Origin of the sequence: Acidovorax sp. 22279, from assembly GCF_052045435.1 — a bacterium.
Classification (GTDB): Bacteria; Pseudomonadota; Gammaproteobacteria; order Burkholderiales; family Burkholderiaceae_C; genus Acidovorax; species Acidovorax delafieldii.
Genome location: NZ_JBQEOV010000012.1, coordinates 91,088 through 112,567, shown reverse-complemented (window position 1 = coordinate 112,567; position 21,480 = coordinate 91,088). Strand labels below are relative to the sequence as shown.

22 protein-coding genes and 2 tRNA genes are annotated in these 21,480 nt (G+C 60.9%); 14 read left to right on the top strand and 10 right to left on the bottom strand.

The genetic code is table 11. The features are described from left to right. Positions 1-113: 113 nt before the first annotated feature. Positions 114-887 carry a Nif3-like dinuclear metal center hexameric protein gene (locus tag ACTJKQ_RS16650; RefSeq protein WP_440597470.1) on the top strand — a complete coding sequence of 258 codons (774 nt, stop codon included), beginning with the start codon at positions 114-116 and terminating at the stop codon, positions 885-887. A gap of 124 nt (positions 888-1,011) precedes the next feature. Then, the gene (gene pdxA / locus ACTJKQ_RS16645; RefSeq protein WP_440597469.1) at positions 1,012-2,040 is read left to right on the top strand and encodes a 4-hydroxythreonine-4-phosphate dehydrogenase PdxA; all 1,029 of its coding nucleotides are present in this window, start codon (positions 1,012-1,014) and stop codon (positions 2,038-2,040) included. A gap of 183 nt (positions 2,041-2,223) precedes the next feature. Here the strand turns inward: pdxA and mscL are convergent, their stop codons facing one another. Further along, positions 2,224-2,652, bottom strand: coding sequence for a large conductance mechanosensitive channel protein MscL (gene mscL, locus ACTJKQ_RS16640; protein WP_056060276.1), 429 nt, complete (start codon positions 2,650-2,652; stop codon positions 2,224-2,226). Between the two features lie 145 nt (positions 2,653-2,797). On the opposite strand from mscL, the gene petA reads away from it, so the two are divergent. The 6 genes from petA (at position 2,798) to ACTJKQ_RS16610 (ending at position 7,033) form a co-directional block, all read left to right on the top strand. Further along, the gene (gene petA, locus ACTJKQ_RS16635; RefSeq protein ID WP_056060279.1) at positions 2,798-3,397 is read left to right on the top strand and encodes a ubiquinol-cytochrome c reductase iron-sulfur subunit; all 600 of its coding nucleotides are present in this window, start codon (positions 2,798-2,800) and stop codon (positions 3,395-3,397) included. 11 nt (positions 3,398-3,408) lie between these two features. Then, complete coding sequence (locus ACTJKQ_RS16630) at positions 3,409-4,824, top strand: cytochrome b (protein WP_440597468.1); 1,416 nt, start codon at positions 3,409-3,411, stop codon at positions 4,822-4,824. A 17-nt stretch (positions 4,825-4,841) separates the two neighbouring features. Further along, complete coding sequence (locus ACTJKQ_RS16625; RefSeq protein WP_099731102.1) at positions 4,842-5,603, top strand: cytochrome c1; 762 nt, start codon at positions 4,842-4,844, stop codon at positions 5,601-5,603. 101 nt (positions 5,604-5,704) lie between these two features. Then, positions 5,705-6,316, top strand: a complete 612-nt coding sequence (locus tag ACTJKQ_RS16620) for a glutathione S-transferase N-terminal domain-containing protein (protein ID WP_005794209.1) — start codon at positions 5,705-5,707, stop codon at positions 6,314-6,316. Positions 6,317-6,368: 52 nt separating this feature from the next. Beyond that, the gene (locus ACTJKQ_RS16615) at positions 6,369-6,908 is read left to right on the top strand and encodes a ClpXP protease specificity-enhancing factor (RefSeq protein ID WP_146869865.1); all 540 of its coding nucleotides are present in this window, start codon (positions 6,369-6,371) and stop codon (positions 6,906-6,908) included. Positions 6,909-6,957: 49 nt separating this feature from the next. Beyond that, positions 6,958-7,033, top strand: a tRNA-Thr gene (locus ACTJKQ_RS16610). A gap of 43 nt (positions 7,034-7,076) precedes the next feature. On the opposite strand, the gene ACTJKQ_RS16605 is transcribed toward ACTJKQ_RS16610, so the two are convergent. Continuing rightward, positions 7,077-7,376, bottom strand: a complete 300-nt coding sequence (locus tag ACTJKQ_RS16605; protein ID WP_056060290.1) for a hypothetical protein — start codon at positions 7,374-7,376, stop codon at positions 7,077-7,079. Between the two features lie 32 nt (positions 7,377-7,408). On the opposite strand from ACTJKQ_RS16605, the gene ACTJKQ_RS16600 reads away from it, so the two are divergent. The 5 genes from ACTJKQ_RS16600 (at position 7,409) to ACTJKQ_RS16580 (ending at position 13,994) form a co-directional block, all read left to right on the top strand. Continuing rightward, a complete protein-coding gene (locus tag ACTJKQ_RS16600; protein ID WP_108498321.1) occupies positions 7,409-8,392 on the top strand; it encodes a M23 family metallopeptidase in 984 nt (327 codons plus the stop codon). 137 nt (positions 8,393-8,529) lie between these two features. Next, the gene (secA, locus tag ACTJKQ_RS16595; RefSeq protein WP_056747269.1) at positions 8,530-11,286 is read left to right on the top strand and encodes a preprotein translocase subunit SecA; all 2,757 of its coding nucleotides are present in this window, start codon (positions 8,530-8,532) and stop codon (positions 11,284-11,286) included. Positions 11,287-11,382: 96 nt separating this feature from the next. Further along, the gene (gene argJ, locus ACTJKQ_RS16590; protein ID WP_440597467.1) at positions 11,383-12,612 is read left to right on the top strand and encodes a bifunctional glutamate N-acetyltransferase/amino-acid acetyltransferase ArgJ; all 1,230 of its coding nucleotides are present in this window, start codon (positions 11,383-11,385) and stop codon (positions 12,610-12,612) included. 61 nt (positions 12,613-12,673) lie between these two features. Beyond that, positions 12,674-13,546, top strand: coding sequence for an ATP-binding protein (locus ACTJKQ_RS16585; RefSeq protein ID WP_440597466.1), 873 nt, complete (start codon positions 12,674-12,676; stop codon positions 13,544-13,546). After that, on the top strand, positions 13,536-13,994 hold the full coding sequence (locus ACTJKQ_RS16580; RefSeq protein ID WP_440597465.1) for an NUDIX domain-containing protein: 459 nt from the start codon (positions 13,536-13,538) through the stop codon (positions 13,992-13,994). The genes ACTJKQ_RS16585 and ACTJKQ_RS16580 overlap by 11 nt, the downstream gene beginning before the upstream one ends. A gap of 119 nt (positions 13,995-14,113) precedes the next feature. Here ACTJKQ_RS16580 and ACTJKQ_RS16575 read toward each other — a convergent pair whose 3' ends face one another. The 8 genes from ACTJKQ_RS16575 to ACTJKQ_RS16540 form a co-directional block, all read right to left on the bottom strand. Then, on the bottom strand, positions 14,114-14,332 hold the full coding sequence (locus ACTJKQ_RS16575; RefSeq protein ID WP_440597464.1) for a DNA gyrase inhibitor YacG: 219 nt from the start codon (positions 14,330-14,332) through the stop codon (positions 14,114-14,116). A gap of 89 nt (positions 14,333-14,421) precedes the next feature. Further along, positions 14,422-15,177, bottom strand: a complete 756-nt coding sequence (gene zapD / locus ACTJKQ_RS16570; protein ID WP_056060302.1) for a cell division protein ZapD — start codon at positions 15,175-15,177, stop codon at positions 14,422-14,424. An 85-nt stretch (positions 15,178-15,262) separates the two neighbouring features. Further along, positions 15,263-15,883 carry a dephospho-CoA kinase gene (coaE, locus tag ACTJKQ_RS16565; RefSeq protein ID WP_440597463.1) on the bottom strand — a complete coding sequence of 207 codons (621 nt, stop codon included), beginning with the start codon at positions 15,881-15,883 and terminating at the stop codon, positions 15,263-15,265. Positions 15,884-15,892: 9 nt separating this feature from the next. Further along, on the bottom strand, positions 15,893-16,765 hold the full coding sequence (locus ACTJKQ_RS16560; protein ID WP_440597462.1) for a prepilin peptidase: 873 nt from the start codon (positions 16,763-16,765) through the stop codon (positions 15,893-15,895). Next, positions 16,765-17,985 carry a type II secretion system F family protein gene (locus ACTJKQ_RS16555; protein ID WP_056060310.1) on the bottom strand — a complete coding sequence of 407 codons (1,221 nt, stop codon included), beginning with the start codon at positions 17,983-17,985 and terminating at the stop codon, positions 16,765-16,767. The genes ACTJKQ_RS16560 and ACTJKQ_RS16555 overlap by 1 nt, the downstream gene beginning before the upstream one ends. Positions 17,986-18,005: 20 nt before the next feature. Then, positions 18,006-19,745 carry a type IV-A pilus assembly ATPase PilB gene (gene pilB / locus ACTJKQ_RS16550; RefSeq protein ID WP_056060313.1) on the bottom strand — a complete coding sequence of 580 codons (1,740 nt, stop codon included), beginning with the start codon at positions 19,743-19,745 and terminating at the stop codon, positions 18,006-18,008. A gap of 135 nt (positions 19,746-19,880) precedes the next feature. After that, positions 19,881-19,957, bottom strand: a tRNA-Pro gene (locus tag ACTJKQ_RS16545). 39 nt (positions 19,958-19,996) lie between these two features. Continuing rightward, positions 19,997-20,926 carry a polyprenyl synthetase family protein gene (locus tag ACTJKQ_RS16540; RefSeq protein WP_440597461.1) on the bottom strand — a complete coding sequence of 310 codons (930 nt, stop codon included), beginning with the start codon at positions 20,924-20,926 and terminating at the stop codon, positions 19,997-19,999. Between the two features lie 235 nt (positions 20,927-21,161). Between ACTJKQ_RS16540 and rplU the strand changes: the two genes are divergently transcribed. Further along, positions 21,162-21,473 carry a 50S ribosomal protein L21 gene (rplU, locus tag ACTJKQ_RS16535; RefSeq protein WP_005794184.1) on the top strand — a complete coding sequence of 104 codons (312 nt, stop codon included), beginning with the start codon at positions 21,162-21,164 and terminating at the stop codon, positions 21,471-21,473. Positions 21,474-21,480: the final 7 nt, after the last annotated feature.

The window sequence follows — 21,480 nt, the reverse complement described above, 5'->3', positions numbered from 1 at the left end:
GGTGTGGGCGACGGAGGTGGACGCTGCAGGTTCGCCGTGGCGGCCTGGGCGCTCCCTCTCACACAGGATTGTCTCCGAATGTGGGGGCGCGAACGGCGCGCCACAATAGCGGCATGAGCATTCACCGCAGTCAACTTTTGCAGGCGTTTGACAGCCTGCTGCAACCCGAGCGCTTCAAGGACTACGGCCCCAACGGCCTGCAGGTCGAGGGCAAGGCCGAGATCCGGCGAATGGTCAGTGGCGTCACTGCCAGCCGTGCACTGATCGAAGCCGCCATTGCCGCGCAGGCCGATGCTATTTTTGTGCACCACGGCCTGTTCTGGCGCGGGCAGGATGGCCGCATCACGGGCTGGATGAAGCAGCGGCTGCAGCTGCTGCTGGCGCACGACATCAACCTGTTTGCGTACCACCTGCCGCTCGATGCCCATGCCGAACTGGGCAACAACGCACAGCTGGGCCGGGTGCTGGGTTTTGCCGCCGATGCGCGGTTTGGCGAGCAGGACCTGGGCTTTGCAGCGCCCGCGGCTTTCGATAATGTCCAGACTCTGGCCGACCATGTTGCCCAGGCGCTCGGCCGCCCCGTGACCCTGGTGTCGCCGGGTGAGGTGGGCGGTGGTGCCGCTGCACGGCGCCCCGTGCGCCGCGTGGCGTGGTGCACGGGCGGCGCGCAAGGGTATTTTGAGTCGGCCATCGCTGCAGGGGCGGATGTTTTCATCACCGGCGAAATCTCCGAGCCCCAGGCGCACCTGGCGCGCGAGACGGGGGTGGGCTTTATTGCCGCCGGGCACCATGCCACGGAGCGCTATGGCGCCCCCGCCGTGGCGGCGCATGTGGCAGCCCAGTGCGGGCTGAGCCACCAGTTCATCGAGATCGACAACCCCGCCTAGCCCATGGCACGACACCGCACGGCAAGCAATCACATCGTGCGGATGTCCGGTCCATTTTGCTCATTTATTCATAGCTGATAGCGCATGAACAACTAGCGCTACAAGCACTTTTGGCTCCAAACCCATGCAACCCATCGCCATCACCCAGGGAGATCCCGCCGGCATCGGCCCCGAGATAGTGGCCAAGGCCTTTCGCGACGCGCCCGATGCGCTGCGCCACTGCTTTGTCGTCGGTGACCTGGCCACTGTGCGACGCGCTGCGGACGCCATCACGCGCCCTGGTGTGCCCGGTGTGCCTGTGGCGCAGATTGGGTCACCGGGCGAAGCAGCGGATGCTCCGCCCCGCTGCATCCCCGTGCTCCAACTGCCTGGGATCCCGGGGCCCCAGCCTTGGGGCGAGATCAGCGCCGCCGCCGGCCGTGCCGCGGCGGACAGCGTGGTCTGGGCGGCGCGTGCCGCATTGCGTGGGGAGGTGGCAGCGCTGGTGACAGCCCCTTTGCACAAGGAGGCCTTGTCGGCCGCAGGGGTGGACTTCCCGGGACATACGGAGCTCTTGCAGGCAGAGGCTGCTGCGCACCAGGGGGTGCCGCTGGCGCGGATGCCCGTGCGCATGATGCTGGCCAATGACGAGCTGCGCACCGTGCTCGTCAGCATCCATGTGTCGCTGCGCGACGCGATTGCGGCGGTGACGCAGGACAACGTGCTGCAGACGCTGCAAATCACCCACACCGCCTTGCAGCGCAGCCTGGGCCGTGTGCCCCGCGTGGGTGTGGCAGGGTTGAACCCCCATGCGGGCGAGGGCGGATTGTTCGGCCGCGAGGAGCTGGAGGTGATCGCACCGGCCATCGCGGCGGCGCGCGCGCAGGGGCTCGACGTGCACGGCCCGTTTGCGCCTGACACGGTGTTCATGCGCGCGCGCAGCACCCCGCAGCGCGCGGGCGAGTTCGATGTGGTCGTTGCCATGTACCACGACCAGGGCCTGATCCCGGTGAAATACCTGGGGGTGGAAAAGGGCGTGAACGTGACCCTGGGCCTGCCCCTGGTGCGAACCAGCCCCGACCATGGCACGGCGTTTGATGTTGCAGGGCAGGGCGTTGCAGATGCCTCCAGCCTGATCGAGGCGGTGCGCATGGCGCGGGCGCTGTGTGGATGACGTCAGCCGCTGAAGCCTTGGGGCCCAGCGCTGATCGATATCAAATGAACCGCTGAAAATTGTGCCAGCCTGGACGCGGGTGTGCGGGCGGCGCGACCCCCAAAAGCCAACGCCACCGGCGGCTGGTGGAGGCAGCGCAGCGGTGGCGTTTTGTGCGGCCACTAAGGCCGCTGGCCCAAGGGTTTACTTTTTCAGGCTGTCGCGAATTTCGCGCAGCAACACAATGTCTTCGGGAGGGGCCACCGGCGCGGCGGGGGCGGCAGGGGCTTCGCGCTTGAGGCGGTTGATCTGCTTGATCATCATAAAGATGATGAACGCCAGGATCACAAAGTTGACCGCCACGGTCAGGAAGTTGCCATAGGCAAACACTGGCACACCGGCTTTTTTGAGGGCGTCGAGCGTGGTGCCCGTGCCTGGAGGCACGTTGCCCAGCACGATGAACAGGTTGGAGAAATCGAGCTTGCCGAAGATGAGCCCCACCACCGGCATGATCAGGTCCGCTACCACCGAATCCACGATCTTGCCAAAGGCGCCGCCAATGATGACGCCCACCGCGAGGTCAATCACATTGCCCTTGACCGCGAACTCCCTGAACTCTTGCATCATCCCCATGTTGTTGCTCCTTGTAAAACGGTGATGGGGGAGTATTGCCCGGTTCGCACCCCTGTCAAGCCAGCAAACCACTTGGAAATAACCATTTTCACTCCGCTACAATTCGCGGTTGACCCCAATCTAGCGATGTTCATCGAGGATCCCCATGAGTGACACTCCAATCGACTCCAGCAAGCGGACGTGGATCATCACGTCAGCATGTGCTGGTGCGGTGGGCGGCGTGGCAACCGCCGTTCCTTTCGTGAGTACTTTCCAGCCCTCAGAGCGTGCCAAAGCCGCTGGTGCTGCTGTCGAGGTGGATATCTCCGCCCTCAAACCTGGAGAAAAGGTCACTGTGGAGTGGCGCGGCAAGCCCGTCTGGATCATCAAGCGCACGCCGGAGCAACTGGCAGAGCTGCCCAAGCTCGACGGCCAGCTCGCCGATCCCAAGTCGGAGCGCAAGCCCTCTGAACTCACGCCTGAGTACGCCCGCAACGAGGCGCGCTCCATCAAGCCGGAAATTTTTGTGGGTGTGGGCATTTGCTCGCACTTGGGTTGCTCGCCGTCGGACAAGTTCCAGACCGGTGCACAACCTTCGCTGCCCGACGACTGGAAGGGCGGCTTCCTGTGTCCTTGCCACGGCTCCACGTTCGACATGGCGGGCCGCGTCTTCAAGAACAAGCCAGCACCCGACAACCTTGAGGTGCCTCCGCACATGTACCTGTCCGATACGCGCCTGCTGATCGGTGAAGACAAGAAGGCTTGACGGAGAACGACATGGCCCACGAATTCAAAGAAATCTCGCCGAACGCCTCCGCAGGCGCCAAGGTCACCAACTGGTTCGAGAACCGGTTCCCGACGGCCTTTGACGCCTACAAGGTCCACATGTCGGAGTACTACGCTCCGAAGAACTTCAACTTCTGGTACATCTTCGGCTCGCTGGCGCTGGTCGTGCTGGTGATCCAGATCGTGACCGGCATCTTCCTGGTCATGCACTACAAGCCGGACGCCAACCTCGCGTTCGCGTCGGTCGAGTACATCATGCGCGATGTGCCCTGGGGCTGGCTGATCCGCTACATGCATTCCACGGGCGCTTCGGCGTTCTTTGTGGTGGTGTACCTGCACATGTTCCGTGGCCTCATCTACGGCAGCTACCGCAAGCCGCGCGAGCTGGTCTGGATCTTCGGTTGCGCGATCTTCCTGTGCCTGATGGCCGAAGCCTTCATGGGTTATCTGCTGCCCTGGGGACAGATGTCCTACTGGGGCGCCCAGGTGATCGTGAACCTGTTCGCAGCCATCCCCTTCATTGGTCCTGATCTGGCTCTGCTGATCCGTGGCGACTATGTGGTGGGCGATGCGACGCTGAATCGCTTCTTCAGCTTCCACGTGATTGCCGTGCCCCTGGTGCTGCTGGGCCTTGTGGTGGCGCACTTGCTGGCGCTGCACGACGTGGGCTCCAACAACCCCGATGGTGTGGAAATCAAGGGCCCCAAGGCTCCCAAGGACGCCCATGGCAAGCCGCTCGATGGCGTGCCCTTCCACCCCTACTACACGGTGCATGACATCTTCGCGCTGAGCATGTTCCTGATGGCATTCACGGCCGTGGTGTTCTTTGCTCCTGAGTTCGGTGGTTACTTCCTCGAATACAACAACTTCATCCCTGCGGATCCGCTCAAGACCCCGGCCCACATTGCCCCGGTCTGGTACTTCACGCCGTTCTATTCGATGCTGCGTGCCATCACCACCGAGATGATGTACGTGCTCGTGCTGTGCGTGGTCGCTGGCGCCGGTTTTGGCGTGCTCAAGGCCAAGCTGCCCAGCTTCGTGAAGGCGGGTATCGCCGGTGCGGCCGTGGTGGTCATCGCCATGATGCTGTCCATCGATGCCAAGTTCTGGGGCGTGGTGGTGATGGGTGGCGCTGTGATCATCCTGTTCTTCCTGCCCTGGCTGGATCACAGCCCTGTCAAGTCGATCCGCTACCGTCCTGACTGGCACAAGTATTTGTACGGCGTGTTCGTGATCATCTTCCTGATCCTGGGCTACCTGGGTGTGCAGCCACCATCGCCGATCGGCGAGCGGGTGTCGCAAGTGGGAACGCTGTTCTATTTCGGCTTCTTCCTGCTGATGCCCTGGTGGAGCCGCATTGGCGAAGCCAAGCCCGTGCCCGACCGCGTGACCTTTGTGGCGCACTGAGCCTGGAGATAACAACAATGAAGAAAATCATCCTCACGTTGATCGCCGCTGTGGGTCTGGTCGCCGGTGCTGCCCATGCGGCGGGTGGCGACACCATTGCCTGGGACAAGGCGCCCAACAAGACCAACGACCTGGCCTCGCTGCAAAACGGTGCCAAGGTGTTCGTGAACTACTGCCTGAGCTGCCACTCGGCGGCCTACATGCGGTTCAATCGTCTGCGCGACATCGGCCTGACCGAGCAGCAGATCAAGGACAACCTGCTGTTCACCACCGACAAGGTGGGTGAAACCATGAAGGCGTCGATCGATCCCAAGCAGGCCAAGGAATGGTTTGGTGCCAATCCGCCCGACCTCACCGTGATCGCACGCTCGCGTGCAGGCCACGGCGGCACGGGGGCTGACTATCTGTACACCTTCCTGCGCACCTTCTATCGCGACGACACCAAGGCCACCGGCTGGAACAACCTGGCTTTCCCCAGCGTCGGTATGCCCCATGTTCTGTGGCAGTTGCAGGGCGAACGTCGTCCCGTGTTTGAAGAACACGAGAGCCACGGCCACAAGACCCATGTGTTCAAGGGCTGGGAGCAGATCACACCAGGCACGATGACGCCTTTGCAATTCGATCAGAATATTGGTGATCTGGTGAACTATCTGCAGTGGATGGGCGAGCCCGCGCAGAACACCCGTTGGCGCGTGGGCGTCTGGGTGCTGATGTTCCTGGGCGTGTTCACGATCATTGCTTGGCGCTTGAACGCTGCGTTCTGGAAGGACGTCAAGTAAACGCCAGATCCATCGCTAGCACCCTGCGGGGTGCCGTCGGATTTATTACAGAGTGGGCGCTTTTGGCGTCCCACTCTTTTGATTTTTAGGAGCCTCCCACCATGATGGTGCTTTACTCGGGTACGACCTGTCCCTTCTCCCACCGCTGCCGTTTTGTCCTGTTTGAAAAAGGCATGGACTTTGAAATCCGCGATGTGGACCTGTACAACAAGCCCGAAGACATCAGCGTAATGAACCCGTACGGCCAGGTGCCGATCCTGGTCGAGCGCGACCTGATCCTGTACGAGTCGAACATCATCAATGAGTACATCGACGAACGCTTCCCGCACCCGCAACTGATGCCTGGTGACCCGGTGGACCGCGCCCGCGTGCGCCTGTTCCTGCTCAACTTCGAGAAGGAATTGTTCGTGCATGTGAACACGCTCGAATCGCGTGCGACCAAGGGCAATGAGAAAGCGTTGGAAAAGGCGCGCGCCCACATCCGTGACCGCCTGACGCAGTTGGCCCCGGTGTTCCTCAAGAACAAGTACATGCTGGGCGACAACTTCTCGATGCTGGACGTGGCCATCGCGCCGCTGCTGTGGCGCCTCGACTACTACGGCATTGATCTGTCCAAGAATGCGGCCCCGCTGCTCAAGTACGCTGAGCGCATCTTCTCGCGCCCGGCTTACATTGAAGCGCTGACGCCGTCCGAAAAGGTCATGCGCAAGTAAGCAGCGGCCTGCAGACTTCCCTCCTTCCATAGCAGCTGTAGTACCGCCATCCATGACCGCACAGGAATCGACCTCCACGCGCCCCTATCTCATTCGCGCCCTGTACGAATGGTGTACCGACAATGGGCTCACGCCTTACGTGGCGGTGCGTGTGGACGACTCCGTGCAGGTGCCGCGCGAGTATGTGAAGGATGGCGAGATCGTTCTGAACATCAGTTTTGATGCGACCAGCGCGCTGCAACTGGGCAACGAATTTATTGAATTCAAGGCGCGTTTTGGTGGCAAGCCCCGCGAAATCCTGGTGCCAGTCGGCCGTGTGATCGCCATCTATGCCCGTGAGAACGGTCAAGGTATGGCGTTCCCGCCACCGGTGGATCTGTTGACTTCTGCGGAGGGGGCTCCCTCTGCACTGTCTGCTGCTGCGTCCCCCGCGCCGATGCAAACGGAAGAGGCGACTGCTGCCGTGCCTGCCGAAGACCGTGTCGTGCAGCTGGTGGGTGTGGAAGATGGCCACAAGGATGATGGGGGCGACGCTCCTCGGCCGCCGCCTGCTCAAGGTGGAGCACGCCCCTCGCTGAAGCGCATCAAATAGCTGCTGTTTCAAATTTCGGGCGGTTTTTACAGGATAAAATACTGCCTTCGCCGGTTTAGCTCAGTTGGTAGAGCACCCGCCTTGTAAGCGGTAGGTCGTCAGTTCGATTCCGACAACCGGCACCATTTCTCTTGCTTTTTGCATTCCCTGGCACTGACGCCCTGGTCGTCAGGTTTGAACTTTCAGGCGAATCGCGTTAACCTCCCACCCCCGACTGCGCAGATGCGCCTGCAAAGCAGGCAGCAGTTGGCGTATTTTTGCCGCCGCAGCGTTGCTCTTGACCAGCAGGCACCAGCTGTCCCCGTCAATGGGGCCTGCCTGCACCGCTGGGCGCAACGCGGCGGGAATCAGCAATTCAATGGCCTTGAGCCGATCACTGGAGTCGCGTGTCAGCGCTGTAAGCTTTGCCAGCGTGGGGGATTCCTCGCTGGCTTGCTGCAGGGTGACGGCGTAGTGGCGGCGATTCATGGTGTGGAGTCTTCGGGCGTGGAGTATTGGCAGTGCATTTGATTATCACGGACGCCAGACTGGCGCGCAGCCGGGCCATTCATTTGTCTGGCACGCGCTTGGTCCTGGCGGGGCTTGCTGTGTCGCTGTGCCTGATGGTGGTGGCTGCAGGGCTCTACCACTGGGTTTTTCTGAAAGGGGCGCGTGAAGGGTGGCCTATCGTGGGCTCGCTGGTGCGCCTTGTGGTCAAGGATGAGTTTGCCGAGCGTGACCGATTCATGCGCGCCAATCTCGATGCCATGGCCCGGCGTGTGGGTGAAATGCAAGCGCGCATGGTGCAGCTGGAGTCCCTCGGAGACCGTGTGCTGGGCTTGGCAGGCATGGCGCCTGCTGACATTCAGAAAGCGGATGCCCGCGGCGGCGCCCTCGTGAGCGCGCGCAACCTGTCCATGGAAGAGCTGCAAACCACCCTGGATGATCTGGAGCGCCTGACCAACCAGCGTGTGGATCTGATGACGGTGCTGGAGTCCCGTCTGTTTGACCAGCACATCCGCAAGAAGATGATTCCGACCCATGCGCCCGTCACGGGGCGTGTCGCAGGGTCGGGTTTTGGCTGGCGGGTCGATCCCATTACGGGGCAGTCGGCCTTGCACACCGGGTTGGATTTCCAGGCCGACACCGGCACACCCATCCTGGCGGCCGCCGGAGGCGTGGTTGTTACCCAGGAGTACCACCCCGCCTACGGCAACATGATCGAGGTTGACCATGGCAACCAGCTGGTGACGCGCTATGCCCATGCCTCGCGCGTCTTGATCAAGCAGGGCGACATCGTGCGCCGCGGGCAAAAGATTGCGGAGATCGGTACCACCGGCCGCTCGACGGGGCCGCATCTGCACTTTGAGGTGCTGGTGCAGGGGGTTTTCCAGGACCCACAGAAGTTCCTGAATGCGGGCGGTACGGCCACTGGCGCACAGGTAGCCGCCATTCAGCCCTCCACGTTGGCAGGACAGCCAGCCGCACCGGCACCGGGCAGGTAAAATCGCGGGTCCGGCGTTCTCTGCCCGCAGTTGCAATGCTTGCAATATCGGTCGCAGGACCCATCTGAACTCAATTCATCTTAGGGATTTCGGTCGCTTGGCGCGCTGATTGCAGCGGGGCAGGCGGTCCTGTTCGCATGGCCACCAACTTCCTCACCAAAATATTCGGCAGCCGCAATGACCGGCTCCTCAAGCAGTACCGCAAGACGGTGACCCGCATCAATGCGATGGAGCCCGATTACGAGAAGCTGTCGGACGAGCAGCTCCGGGCCAAGACGCAGGAGTTCAAGGACCGTGTGGCCAAGGGCGAGTCGTTGGACAGCATCCTCCCCGAAGCCTTCGCCGTGGTGCGCGAGGGGTCCAAGCGCATCATGAAGATGCGGCACTTTGATGTGCAGCTGCTCGGTGGCATGGCGCTGCACTTCGGCAAGATCGCCGAAATGCGCACTGGCGAGGGCAAGACCCTGACGGCCACGCTGCCGGTGTACCTCAATGCCCTCTCGGGCAAGGGCGTGCACGTGGTGACGGTGAATGACTACCTCGCCAACCGCGATGCGCAGTGGATGGGGCGCCTCTACAACTTCCTGGGCCTCACGGTGGGTATCAACCTGCCCAACATGCCCCGTGAAGAAAAGCAGGCTGCGTACCGTGCCGACATCACCTACGGCACCAACAACGAATACGGCTTTGACTACCTGCGCGACAACATGGTCTATGAAGCGCAGGACCGTGTGCAACAGGGCCTGAACTTTGCCATCGTGGACGAGGTGGACTCGATCCTGATCGACGAAGCCCGCACGCCGCTCATCATCAGTGGCCAGGCCGAAGACCACACGGCGATGTACATCGCGATGAACAAAGTGGTGCCCCTGCTGGTGCGTCAGGAAGGCGAGGCGGACCCCCGCACAGGCGAGGGTGTGACCAAGCCCGGCGACTTCACGCTGGACGAAAAAACCCACCAGGTGTTTCTGACCGAGCAGGGCCACGAAACTGCCGAACGCATTCTGGCGTCCCACGGCCTGATCGCCGAAGGCGCCTCGGTGTACGACCCGGCCAACATCACGCTGATGCACCACCTGTATGCAGCGCTGCGGGCCAATCACTTGTACCACCGCGATCAGCACTACGTGGTGCAAAACGGCGAGATCGTGATCGTGGACGAGTTCACCGGCCGCCTGATGTCGGGCCGCCGCTGGAGTGAAGGTCTGCACCAGGCCGTGGAAGCCAAGGAAGGCGTGAACATCCAGGCCGAGAACCAGACACTGGCCTCCATCACGTTCCAGAACTATTTCCGCCTGTACAACAAGCTCGCCGGCATGACGGGTACGGCCGATACCGAAGCCTACGAGTTCCAGGAAATCTATGGCCTGGAAACCACGGTCATCCCACCCAACCGGCCCAGCAAGCGCGACGACCAGCTGGACCGCGTCTACAAGACCACGCGCGAGAAGTACGAAGCCGCCATCAAGGACATTCGCGAATGCCATGAGCGCGGCCAGCCCGTGCTGGTGGGCACGACGTCGATCGAGAACTCCGAAATCATCGACCAGCTGCTGAACAAGGAAGGCCTGCCCCACCAGGTGCTCAATGCCAAGCAGCACGCCCGTGAGGCCGACATCGTGGCCCAGGCCGGTCGCGAGGGCATGATCACCATCGCCACCAACATGGCTGGCCGTGGTACCGACATCGTGCTGGGCGGCAATATCGAGAAGGATGTGGCGGCCATCGAAGCCGACGAATCCTTGTCCGAGTCCGACCGTGCCGCCAAGGTGGCCGCGCTGCGTGAGCAGTGGAAGGTGGACCACGAGAAGGTCAAGGCGCTGGGCGGCCTGCGCATCATCGCCACCGAGCGCCATGAGTCGCGCCGCATCGACAACCAGCTGCGTGGCCGTTCGGGCCGCCAGGGCGACCCAGGTTCGTCGCGTTTCTATCTGAGCCTGGACGATTCGCTCATGCGCATCTTCGCGGGCGACCGCGTGAAGGCGATCATGGACCGCCTGAAGATGCCCGATGGCGAAGCCATTGAAGCGGGCATCGTGACGCGCAGCATCGAATCGGCCCAGCGCAAGGTGGAGGCCCGCAACTTCGACATCCGCAAGCAGTTGCTGGAGTACGACGATGTGGCCAACGATCAGCGCAAGGTGATCTACCAGCAGCGCAACGACATCCTGGACGCGTCTGACCTGTCGGATGTGATTGCGGCCATGCGCGAAGACTGCATGACCGATCTGGTGCGCCAGTACGTGCCTGCCGAATCGGTGGAAGAGCAGTGGGATCTGGCCGCGCTGGAAAAGGCGCTCGCAGAAGAATGGCAGGTGCCAATCGCGCTGCAGCAGGAAGTGCAGGGCGCCAATGCGATCACCGACGACGAGATCCTGGACAAGGTCTTGCAGGCCGCGCACGCTGCCTTCAATGCCAAGGTCGAGCAGGTGGGCCGCGAGAACTTCACGCAGTTTGAGCGTGTGGTGCTGCTGCAGAACTTTGACTCCAACTGGCGCGATCACCTGAGCGCACTCGATTACCTGCGCCAGGGCATCCACCTGCGCGGATATGCGCAAAAGCAGCCCAAGCAGGAGTACAAGCGCGAGGCTTTCGAACTGTTCCGCCAGCTCATCGACCAAGTCAAGAACGAGGTCACCAAGATCCTCATGACCGTGCAGGTGCAGTCGCAGGCGCAGCTCGACCAGGCCGCGCAAGACATGGAGCAGCGCGCCGAGAGCATTGCCAACGTGACCTATACCGCGCCTACCGAAACCGGCGAGGTGGAAACCACGGTGGATGCACAGACCGTGGCCCAGCAAGCGCTGCCCGAAGGTATGCGTGTGGGTCGCAACGACCCCTGCCCCTGTGGCAGCGGCAAGAAATACAAGCAGTGCCACGGCAAGCTGGCTTGATTTGCTGATCCAAACAACACGGGCTTCGGCCCGTGTTTTCATTGGCGCGCCACGGTTTTCCGGATAATCGGCCGCAGTTTTTTGAGAAAGACCCCCATGCCCGTCAATCTAGTCGCCCCCGTTGCTGCCGATCTGCACCCCATCGCCGGGGTGCGCATCGGTGTTGCCGAAGCTGGTGTCCGCAAGGCCCACCGCAAGGACCTCACCGTGTTCCTGCTGGACGAGGGCGCCAGCGTGGCTGGCGTGTTCACGCAGAACCGCTTTTGCGCAGCGCCGGTGCAGATCAGCCGTGAGCATTTGAGCAGCGGCCAGCCCATTCGCGCCATGGTCATCAACACGGGCAACGCCAATGCAGGTACCGGGGCTGACGGCCTGGCGCGTGCGCGCGCCACCTGCATTGCGCTCGCTCGTCAGCTGAGCGTGGCGCCCGAGCAGATCCTGCCGTTCTCGACCGGCGTGATCATGGAGCCGCTGCCCAACGACCGCATCGAAGCGGGACTGCCCGCCGCCATCGCCGATGCGCAGCCCAGCCACTGGGCCCGTGCCGCCGAGGGCATCATGACCACCGACACACTGCCCAAGGCGTTCTCTGCGCAGGTGCAGATCGGTGGCGCCACGGTGTCCATCACGGGCATCAGCAAGGGTGCGGGCATGATCCGCCCCAACATGGCCACCATGCTGGGCTTCCTGGCCACGGACGCCTGCGTGGCGCCCGCCGTCATGCAGCAACTGGCGCGCGAACTGGCTGACGGCTCTTTCAATCGTGTCACCATTGACGGTGACACATCGACCAACGATTCCTTCGTGGTCGTTGCCACCAACAAGGCAGCGCATGCGCCCGTGGCCTCGCTCGACAGCGCGGACGGCCAGGCCCTCAAGGCTGCGATGCTCTCGGTGTCACAAAAGCTGGCGCAGGCCATCGTGCGGGACGGCGAGGGGGCGACCAAGTTCATCACAGTGCGGGTCGAAGGCGGCAAGACTGGCGACGAGTGCCGCAAGGTGGCCTACGCCATTGCCCATTCGCCGTTGGTCAAGACGGCCTTTTTTGCCAGCGACCCCAACCTGGGCCGCATCCTGGCGGCCGTGGGCTACGCCGGCATTGACGACCTGGACCAGACCGGCATCGACCTGTACCTGGACGATGTGCACGTGGCGCTGCAAGGGGGGCGCAATCCTGCCTATCGCGAAGAAGACGGCCAGCGGGTGATGAAGCAGAGCGAGATCACCGTGAGGGTGCTACTCGGGCGCGGTACCGCAGCGGACACGGTGTGGACCTGCGACTTCAGCCACGAGTACGTGACCATCAACGCCGACTACCGCTCGTGAGTTGGGTTTGCTATCTTTATGATAGCTGTTGAGGCATATTCAACTAGCGCATGTCGCCACAATGAACGAAAAATTTGAACGTTTGGTCGAGCGTGCCGAGCAGCTCATCGCCCGCATCGAGTCGGTGCTGCCCCAGCCGCTGGGAGCACCCGACTGGTCCGCCTCCATTGCCTGGCGCTACCGCAAGCGCAGCAGTGGGCATGGCACGCTGGAACCCGTGCGCCACGTGGGAGCGATGCGGCTGGCAGACCTCAAGGAAATCGATCCGCAAAAAGAAAAGATCGAGCGCAATACGCAGCAGTTTGTGCAGGGCAAGCCCGCCAACAACGTGCTGCTGACGGGTGCGCGCGGTACTGGCAAGTCGTCGCTGATCAAGGCCTGCTTGAACGCTTACGCAGCCGAAGGCCTGCGCCTGATTGAAGTGGACAAGGCCGACCTGACCGACCTGCCGGACATCGTGGATGTGGTGTCTGACCGACCCGAGAAATTCATCGTCTTCTGCGACGACCTGAGTTTTGAGGACGGCGAGCCAGGCTACAAGGCGCTCAAGTCGATCCTGGACGGCTCGGTGGCGGCCGCCACGCCGAACGTGCTGATCTACGCCACCAGCAACCGGCGCCACCTGCTGCCGGAGTACATGGCCGACAACCTCACGTACACCCACACCGAAGACGGCGAGGTGCACCCGGGCGAGGTGGTGGAGGAGAAGATTTCGCTGTCGGAGCGTTTTGGCCTGTGGGTCAGCTTCTACCCGTTCAGCCAGCAGGAGTACCTGACCATCGTGGCGCAGTGGTTGTTGTCGTTCGGTGTGCCCGCACAGGCCATTGAGGAGGCGCGGCCTGAGGCCCTGGTCTGGGCGCTGGAGCGTGGCTCGCGCAGCGGCCGTGTGGCGTACCAGTTTGCGCGTGACTATGCGGGGCGACATGGCGGCTGAACATCTCGCTCCAGACAGCGTCCCGGCCACTGCCGAACGCAAACACACCGAAGTGGCCGTGGGCATCCTGCTGCGCGCAGACGGCGCGATGCTGCTATCCACCCGCCCGCCGGGCAAGCCCTACGCGGGGTACTGGGAGTTTCCGGGTGGCAAGCTGGAGGCGGGCGAGACCGTGGAGCAGGCGCTGCGCCGCGAACTGATCGAGGAGCTGGGCGTGACCATCGGCCCGGCCAGCGTCTGGAAAGTGACCGAACACGATTACCCCCACGCACTGGTGCGGCTGCACTGGTGCAAGGTCTGGAAGTGGACTGGCGAATTCGAGATGCGTGAAGGCCAGGCCATGGCCTGGCAGCAAATGCCGATCACGGTGTCCCCGGTGTTGCCCGGTGCCTATCCGGTGTTGCAATGGCTGGCTGAGGAGCGGGGTCTGCAGTCTGCGGCGGGATGAGATTCCCGGCTGTGCGTGGAACGGTTTTGCTATTGAATTTGTAGCTTCTCAGGCTTGCATTACTTGCGCTTGCGCTGGTTTTATTGGAAACGGTGCCTGAGGATCGCCTCTGACCTTGTTCAATGTTGCTGGCGCGGGTCGCCATGGGGTGCGTCGTCTGGAGGCGCTTCGGTGGGCATGCGAAAGCTTTCGCTGGCCCATGCGCCAAGGTCTATCTGCTTGCAGCGCTCGCTGCAAAACGGACGGTATACATTCGCAGCGCTGTACACGCTATCTCCGCCGCAGTTGGGGCAGGTGACGATACGCGCCTGCGAGGAAGGGGCTGGTGAGTGGGGCATCCTGGGGTGATCCTCTTGCTCAAGTCGGCCCGCCCGATCTTTAGCGGGCTTTGGCGCGATTCAGTCTCTGGGCTAGGGCTGGCTAAGGCCTACGCGCACAGGGTCAGTTCAAACGCCGCATCTTCGTTGCAGGCGTGCAGGCGTCCATCGCCTTCCAGCCGCATGAGCCGCACCGAGACAATCAGACGGTTGCCACTGATTTCCGGGATCAGGTTCAGCGCTGGGTCGATGCGAAGCCGCAGCAGCTGGAAGGTGCGGCCCTGGGGCAGATTCTGCTGAAACTGTCCGCGTTCTGCAGCGACCTTTTGGGGCACGCCTGAATCGCGCAGCAGCTTGAGCAGCACATAGATCGACTCAGCGAGGGGCGCCAACGTGGAGGCCCATTCCTCAAGGGCCTGCTGACGCACCGCCGGGGGGTGATGTTGCCACGCGTAATAGGCTGGCAGGTCAAAGCCACAGGTTCCGCCCGGAATGCCGATGCGGCTGCGGATGCTCATCAGCCAGTCGTTTTCCGTCAGTGCATGGCCCGACTTGCCGCTTTGGGTGTTGAGTGCCACGAAGCACCGGTCCAACTGGCTGATCACCGCGTCCAGTGCGGCTTCAGAAATGGAGGGGTTGCCTCGGTACGTGTCGAGCTGGTGCTTGTGCTTTTCGATGTCCTTGAGCACATCCGACTTCAGATCGGCCCGGGCGGCCACATCCATGATCTCGAAAATCGTCACCAAGGCGAAATGGTGGTCCAGCGCGTGAGGCCGGGGGATCAACTCCCCCAAGCGGCGGAACAGCTGCTCCAGCCGCAGATAGGTTCTGAGACGCTCGTTAAAGGGGTATTCGTAAAGGATCACGCTGGCGGGTTCCTGGAGGCTCAGGGAGTATTCTGACGCCGGTGGCGCACGGCATGGGGTGAAAGCACAAACGGTTTCGTACGCATCATAGCCCGAACAGCGTGGCCACTTGCCGCACCTCAGCCCGTAACTGCTCTAGCGAGCAATGTGCTTCGTTGGCAATCACCACATCGGCCACCGCCCTGCGCGCTGGGCGCGTAGCTTGTGAGGCAATGATGTCTTGCACAGCTTCGGCAGACAGACCGCTGCGCTGCATGACCCGCGCGATCTGGGTCTGCTCTGTGCAGTCCACCACGACCACGGCGTCGAGTTGGCGCGCCCACCGCCCAGACTCCGTCAGCAGCGGGATGTCGTGCACGATCCATCGGCAGCCAGACTGTAGTGCCTGTTGAATCTGTTGCTGGCTTTGCAAGGCCACCAAGGGGTGCACGATGGCCTCCAGCTGGCTGCGCGCCTGCGGTTGGCTGAAGGCCAGTTGCCGCATGCGCGCACGATCCAGCGCACCCGATGCATCAACATATGCTTCACCAAAGGTAGTTCGAATGGCAGGCATGGCCGCACCGCCCGGCCCAGTCACCTCCCTGGAGATCTGGTCGGCGTCGATGAGGCTTGCACCCAAGGACGCCATCATCTGGCCTACGGTGCTCTTGCCGCTACCGATGCCGCCGGTCAGACCCAGGCGCAAGGGCTGTCGGTGGGTTGGCATGAGAGTTCGTCAGAGCCCCAGAAGACCGAGCACTGTACTCAAAATGGCGTTGGGGCCGAACACCATCGCGGTGAGCCCTGCACCCACCAGGAAGGGGCCGAACGGAATGTAGCCACCCTCACGCAAGCTGCTGAAAATTTTCATTGCGATCCCGATGATGGCGCCAATCACTGAAGACATCAAAATGATCGGCACCAGCGCCTGCCAGCCAAACCATGCGCCCAATGCTGCAAACAGCTTGAAGTCGCCGTAGCCCATGCCTTCTTTGCCTGTCGCCAACTTGAAGCCCCAGTAGACCAGCCAGAGCGACAGGTATCCTGCCGCAGCGCCCATGACGGAAGCAAACAACGGTACGCTAGTCCATTGCAGGGCAGACGCCAGCAACCCTGCCCAGAGCAAAGGCAAGGTGATGTCATCAGGCAAAAGCGTGGTGTCCCAGTCAATGAACGCCAGAGCAATCAGGGCCGCCGAAAAGCCGCACCATGCCAACCCCGCAGGCGTCGCGCCCCAGCGGTGGATACAAAAAAAGAACAGCGCTCCCGTTGCCAGTTCGACCATCGGGTAGCGGGGGCTGATGCGTGTTTTGCAGGACGAGCAACGTCCGCGCAACAACAGATAACTTAAGACAGGAATGTTTTCATGCCACCGCACCACATGCCCACAAGCCGGGCAGCGGGACCGAGGTGTCATGAGGTTGAAGGTGGGCTGCGTGTCCTCGGGTAGCTCTTTGCCCTGGTTGGATGCCTCGACTTGCGCCAGCTCTGCCGCCCATTGCCTCTCCATCATTTTGGGAAGGCGGTAAATCACCACATTCAGAAAACTGCCGAAAAGCAAACCAATCACGCCGCCGATAGCGGCATCCAACCATGCTTCCAGCGCCATTACACGACCTGACCGAGCTTGAAGATGGGAAGGTACATCGATACCACGATACCGCCGATGAGCGTACCCAGAAACACGATGATGATGGGCTCCATCAGGCTGGACAGGCCAGCCACCATGTCATCCACCTCAGCTTCATAGAAGTCGGCAGCCTTGCCAAGCATGTGGTCGATAGAGCCGGATTCTTCGCCAATCGCGCACATCTGAAGCACCATGGAGGGGAAAACGTTAGCGTTGCCCATTGCGGCGGTGAGGCTGGTACCCGTGGAAACCTCCTGCTGGATCTTATCTGTGGCCAAAGAGTACACCGAGTTACCAGCGGCCCCACCCACCGAGTCAAGCGCCTCCACCAGCGGCACGCCCGCGGCGAACATGGTGGACAACGTCCTAGTCCAGCGCGCAACGCAGGACTTATCGATCAAGGCACCAAACACAGGAAGCCGCAATAGAAGTCGATCCATGAACATCTGTACCTTTTCACTGCGGCGCCATGCCTGCATGAAAAAGTAGAAGCCCCCTCCGATGACACCGAAAATCAGCCACCACCATTTGACAAATACCTCGCTGATCGCCATCACAAACAAGGTGGCGGCGGGGAGGTCGGCTCCAAACGAAGTGAAGACCTCTTTAAACGCTGGAATGACGAAAATCATGATGACGGTCACCACCACGAAAGCCACAATCACCACGGAAATGGGGTACATGAGTGCCGACTTGATCTTCGATTTGATCGCCTCGGTTTTCTCCATGTACGTAGCCAGCCGATCCAGCAGGGCTTCCAAAATACCCGCAGCCTCGCCCGCCTCTACCAAGTTGCAGTAGAGACTGTCAAAGTACATCGGATACTTTCTGAAAGCCCCGTTGAGTGATGTCCCTGTCTCGATATCGGACCGGATGTCATTGAGCAGCTTGGTGACGCTGGCATTGGTATTGCCTCGACCCACAATGTCGAAGGACTGCAGCAGAGGTACGCCAGCCTTCATCATGGTTGCCAGCTGGCGGGTAAACAGCGCAATGTCCTTGGGCTTGATTTTTTTGCCCGAACGCATGCGGCGCTTCTTGATTTTGGTGGGGAAAACCCCTTGGCGACGCAAAGTCGCCTGCACTTGGTTTTCTCCGACCGCGCGGATTTCGCCACGAACGATCTTTCCGTTGCGGTCCTTGCCCTCCCACTCGAAGACAAAATCCTTGATATCTTTGGTTGATGCTGCGGTCGCCATGGTGCCCTCGTCCGTGGATGCTATTCGTTGGTGACGGCCAGAACTTCCTCAAGGGAAGTCAGGCCCAATTTGGCTTTGTAGAGCCCGGATTCGCGCAGCGAACGAACACCCTCGGCGCGTGCCTGCTCTGCAATCTCCAGTGCACTCCCGTCGCGCAAAATGATGCGCTGGATCTCCTCGGAAATAGGCATTACTTGATAGATGCCGAGTCGGCCCTTGTAGCCGTTATTGCAGGCCGAGCATCCTACGGGACGATAGGTCACCCAGGAGCCGTCAATGTCATGTTCCTCGTATCCCGCCTCCACCAAAGTCTCATGGGGTATATCTGCGGGAACCTTGCATACGGGGCACAATCGACGCGCCAAACGTTGCGCAGTGATCAAAATCACGCTGGAAGCGATGTTGAACGGCGCTATACCCATGTTGCGCATCCGCGTGAGCGTCGTGGGCGCGTCGTTCGTGTGCAGCGTGGAAAGCACAAGGTGACCTGTCTGCGCCGCCTTGATGGAAATATCTGCAGTTTCCAGATCCCGGATTTCACCCACCATGATGATGTCGGGATCCTGGCGCAGAAACGACTTCAGTGCCACAGCAAAGGTCATACCGGCTTTTTCGTTCACGTTCACCTGATTGACGCCAGGCAAATTGATTTCAGAAGGGTCTTCGGCGGTTGCGATATTGACCCCCGGCTTGTTCAGCAGATTCAGACAGGTGTATAAAGATACCGTCTTGCCAGAGCCCGTAGGGCCTGTGACCAGAATCATTCCGTAAGGACGACCAATCGCCTGGAGCAATCGTTCCTTCTCCACGGGTTCATAGCCAAGTGCATCGATCCCAAGCTTGGCGCTACTCGGATCCAAAATACGGATCACGATTTTCTCGCCAAACAGGGTGGGCAAAGTGCTTACCCGAAAATCGATCACGCGATCCGGCCCCACCTTGAGCTTCATGCGACCGTCCTGAGGCACACGCTTCTCGGAAATATCTAGGCGTGAAATCACCTTGATGCGGGACGCGAGCTTGTCCTTGATCGCGATCGGTGGAGAGGCTATTTCGCGGAGTTCTCCGTCAATGCGGAAACGGACTCGGTATTGGTGTTCGTAAGGCTCAAAATGCAAATCGGAGGCGCGCATATTGAAGGCGTCGAGCAGCATTTTGTGCAGGAACTTGACGATCGGCGCATCTTCAACTTCCGTTGTTCCTGTATCCGCTTCTTCAGGCGCATCTTCAATGGAGACGTCATCGAAAGCGAAGTCACCTCCTCCGCTGATTAGCGTATCCATGGATTCGCTTGCGGATTTGGTGGTGGCTTCTACGAGCCGGCTGAGTTTGTCATATTCCGCAATAATCCAATCCACACCCATTTGGGTGGTGAATTTGATTTTCTCTGCAGCTTCTTGGTCAGTCGGGTCGGCTGTTGCGACGATCAGCCGGTTGTTGCGCTTGCTCAGGACCACCACGCGATATGCTTGGCATATCTTGTTATCCAAGAGCTCCTTCGGCAGGCGCAAAGGATCAATGGCGTCCAAGTCGAGCAGGGGTGCACCGAAAACCGCAGATACCGTGTGCGCCAGATCCGCTGCAGAAACAGCTCCAGAGCCCGTCAGCTCAGCAATGAAACTGGTTCGGCTTATTTGTGATTTTTTGTAAATGTCTTCTGCTGACTTTTGGGTCAGCTTGCCCGCAGACATCAGGGCGCGGCCGAGCCCGGGCAGGGCTACTGCAGAGGCTTCTTTGAGGGCAGTATCAACAGCGGCCATGTAACCGAGAATGTGTTAGGTGTGGAAAAGAAACCATCCTATCATCACCGATCAACCATGGGCTGTACAGCGGCGCATATTGGCAACGGCGCCACAAACGGGTGGGATTTTGGTAGGCGACCATACTGCGATATATGGTCGGGGTGAGAGGATTCGAACCTCCGGCCTCTACGTCCCGAACGTAGCGCTCTACCAGGCTAAGCTACACCCCGCAGCTTGTAAAAGCACTCGCGAATGATCTAGTGCCTCTTTCAATTTCGCCGCCCCAGCAATTGGGCTGCCAATTCTAGCAAACCCTCCGAGTAGGCATTTGCGGGTAATCGTCGGGCGGCAGCCATGGCGCGGTGCGCTTCAGCGAAGGCTGCGGCGCGGGTAACGTCCAGGGCGCCTGTCGAGCGGACGATGCCCACGACTTCTTCTAATCGTTCGGTCGAACCTTTTTCGATGGCTTGGCGGACGATTTCCGCCTGGCTGGGGGTGCCTCGTTCCATGGCGGCGATCAGGGGGAGGGTGGATTTGCCTTCTCTCAAGTCGTCACCCAGATTTTTGCCCATCTCTGCGGTGTCGCCGTCGTAGTCCAGCACATCGTCAATGATCTGGAATGCGGTACCCAGTGCCTGTCCATAAGTTGCGCATGCCTCTTCCACATCGGGGGGGCTGTTGGCCAGAACGGCGCCGAGGCGGGCGCTGGCTTCAAAAAGTTTGGCTGTTTTGGAGCGGATGACACGCAGATAGCCCGCTTCATCCAGTGAGGCGTCGTGCATGTTCATCAGCTGGAGCACTTCGCCTTCTGCAATCACGTTCGTAGCCTCGGAGAGGATTTCCATGATGCGCATGCTTCCAGTCTCGACCATCATCTGAAATGACCGGGTGTGCAGAAAGTCGCCCACCAGAACGCTGGCAGGGTTGCCAAAGGTTTCGTTGGCTGTGGGGCGGCCGCGGCGCAGGGTGGATGCATCCACCACATCGTCATGCAGCAGTGTTGCGGTGTGAATCAACTCGACCACTGCCGCCAGGCTGTGCCGATGTGTGCCACGGTAGCCCAAGGCTCCGCACACCATCAGCAGCAGAGCGGGGCGCAGACGCTTGCCGCCAGCTGCAATGATGTATTGCGAGATCTGGGCCACCAGGGGGACACTCGATGTCAGGCGCTGACCGATGACCTTGTCGACCTCGTGCATGTCTTGTGCAACGAGCGTGAGGGGGGAAGCTGCAGGGGCGGTATGGTCAGTCAAGATGGTGGTCACAGAAAGTGCCCGAATTATAGGAAGGCCCGCTACATGCCTGACGAGTGCGGTGGCGTGTTGGTCACGCCGAATTGACTGATGCGCGTGAGGCTGGCGAGGTGATGCCAGATGCGCTATACTCGCGGGCTCTGCGGAAATTCGTCTGCAGAACTCATATCAAGAGGTCAACATGTACGCGGTCATAAAAACCGGCGGCAAGCAGTATCGCGTTGCTTCCGGCGAAAAAATTAAAGTAGAACAGATTGCTGCGGACGTAGGCCAGGAAATTGTGATCGACCAGGTTCTGGCTGTCGGCAACGGCGCTGAACTGAAGGTTGGTACGCCCCTGGTGTCCGGCGCAACCGTGAAAGCCACTGTCGTGGCCCACGGCAAGCACGACAAAGTGCACATCTTCAAGATGCGCCGTCGCAAGCACTATCAAAAACGCCAAGGCCATCGCCAGCAGTTCACTGAGCTGCAAATCGGTGCGATTGCTGCTTAATCGAAGG

What these genes read in the sequence shown, in the direction of transcription:
- ACTJKQ_RS16625 (WP_099731102.1), top strand. Translation starts at nt 4,842, where the DNA reads ATGAAGAAAATCATCCTCACGTTGATCGCCGCTGTGGGTCTGGTCGCC.
- ACTJKQ_RS16560 (WP_440597462.1), bottom strand. Translation starts at nt 16,765, where the DNA reads ATGGCGCTGGAAGCATGGTTGGATGCCGCTATCGGCGGCGTGATTGGT.
- ACTJKQ_RS16555 (WP_056060310.1), bottom strand. Translation starts at nt 17,985, where the DNA reads ATGGCGACCGCAGCATCAACCAAAGATATCAAGGATTTTGTCTTCGAG.
- pilB (WP_056060313.1), bottom strand. Translation starts at nt 19,745, where the DNA reads ATGGCCGCTGTTGATACTGCCCTCAAAGAAGCCTCTGCAGTAGCCCTG.
- mscL (WP_056060276.1), bottom strand. Translation starts at nt 2,652, where the DNA reads ATGGGGATGATGCAAGAGTTCAGGGAGTTCGCGGTCAAGGGCAATGTG.
- ACTJKQ_RS16575 (WP_440597464.1), bottom strand. Translation starts at nt 14,332, where the DNA reads ATGCCCCACTCACCAGCCCCTTCCTCGCAGGCGCGTATCGTCACCTGC.
- ACTJKQ_RS16615 (WP_146869865.1), top strand. Translation starts at nt 6,369, where the DNA reads ATGACCGCACAGGAATCGACCTCCACGCGCCCCTATCTCATTCGCGCC.
- ACTJKQ_RS16540 (WP_440597461.1), bottom strand. Translation starts at nt 20,926, where the DNA reads ATGCACGAGGTCGACAAGGTCATCGGTCAGCGCCTGACATCGAGTGTC.
- ACTJKQ_RS16580 (WP_440597465.1), top strand. Translation starts at nt 13,536, where the DNA reads ATGGCGGCTGAACATCTCGCTCCAGACAGCGTCCCGGCCACTGCCGAA.
- pdxA (WP_440597469.1), top strand. Translation starts at nt 1,012, where the DNA reads ATGCAACCCATCGCCATCACCCAGGGAGATCCCGCCGGCATCGGCCCC.
- ACTJKQ_RS16620 (WP_005794209.1), top strand. Translation starts at nt 5,705, where the DNA reads ATGATGGTGCTTTACTCGGGTACGACCTGTCCCTTCTCCCACCGCTGC.
- ACTJKQ_RS16650 (WP_440597470.1), top strand. Translation starts at nt 114, where the DNA reads ATGAGCATTCACCGCAGTCAACTTTTGCAGGCGTTTGACAGCCTGCTG.
- ACTJKQ_RS16585 (WP_440597466.1), top strand. Translation starts at nt 12,674, where the DNA reads ATGAACGAAAAATTTGAACGTTTGGTCGAGCGTGCCGAGCAGCTCATC.
- rplU (WP_005794184.1), top strand. Translation starts at nt 21,162, where the DNA reads ATGTACGCGGTCATAAAAACCGGCGGCAAGCAGTATCGCGTTGCTTCC.
- petA (WP_056060279.1), top strand. Translation starts at nt 2,798, where the DNA reads ATGAGTGACACTCCAATCGACTCCAGCAAGCGGACGTGGATCATCACG.
- coaE (WP_440597463.1), bottom strand. Translation starts at nt 15,883, where the DNA reads ATGCCAACCCACCGACAGCCCTTGCGCCTGGGTCTGACCGGCGGCATC.
- ACTJKQ_RS16605 (WP_056060290.1), bottom strand. Translation starts at nt 7,376, where the DNA reads ATGAATCGCCGCCACTACGCCGTCACCCTGCAGCAAGCCAGCGAGGAA.
- ACTJKQ_RS16630 (WP_440597468.1), top strand. Translation starts at nt 3,409, where the DNA reads ATGGCCCACGAATTCAAAGAAATCTCGCCGAACGCCTCCGCAGGCGCC.
- argJ (WP_440597467.1), top strand. Translation starts at nt 11,383, where the DNA reads ATGCCCGTCAATCTAGTCGCCCCCGTTGCTGCCGATCTGCACCCCATC.
- secA (WP_056747269.1), top strand. Translation starts at nt 8,530, where the DNA reads ATGGCCACCAACTTCCTCACCAAAATATTCGGCAGCCGCAATGACCGG.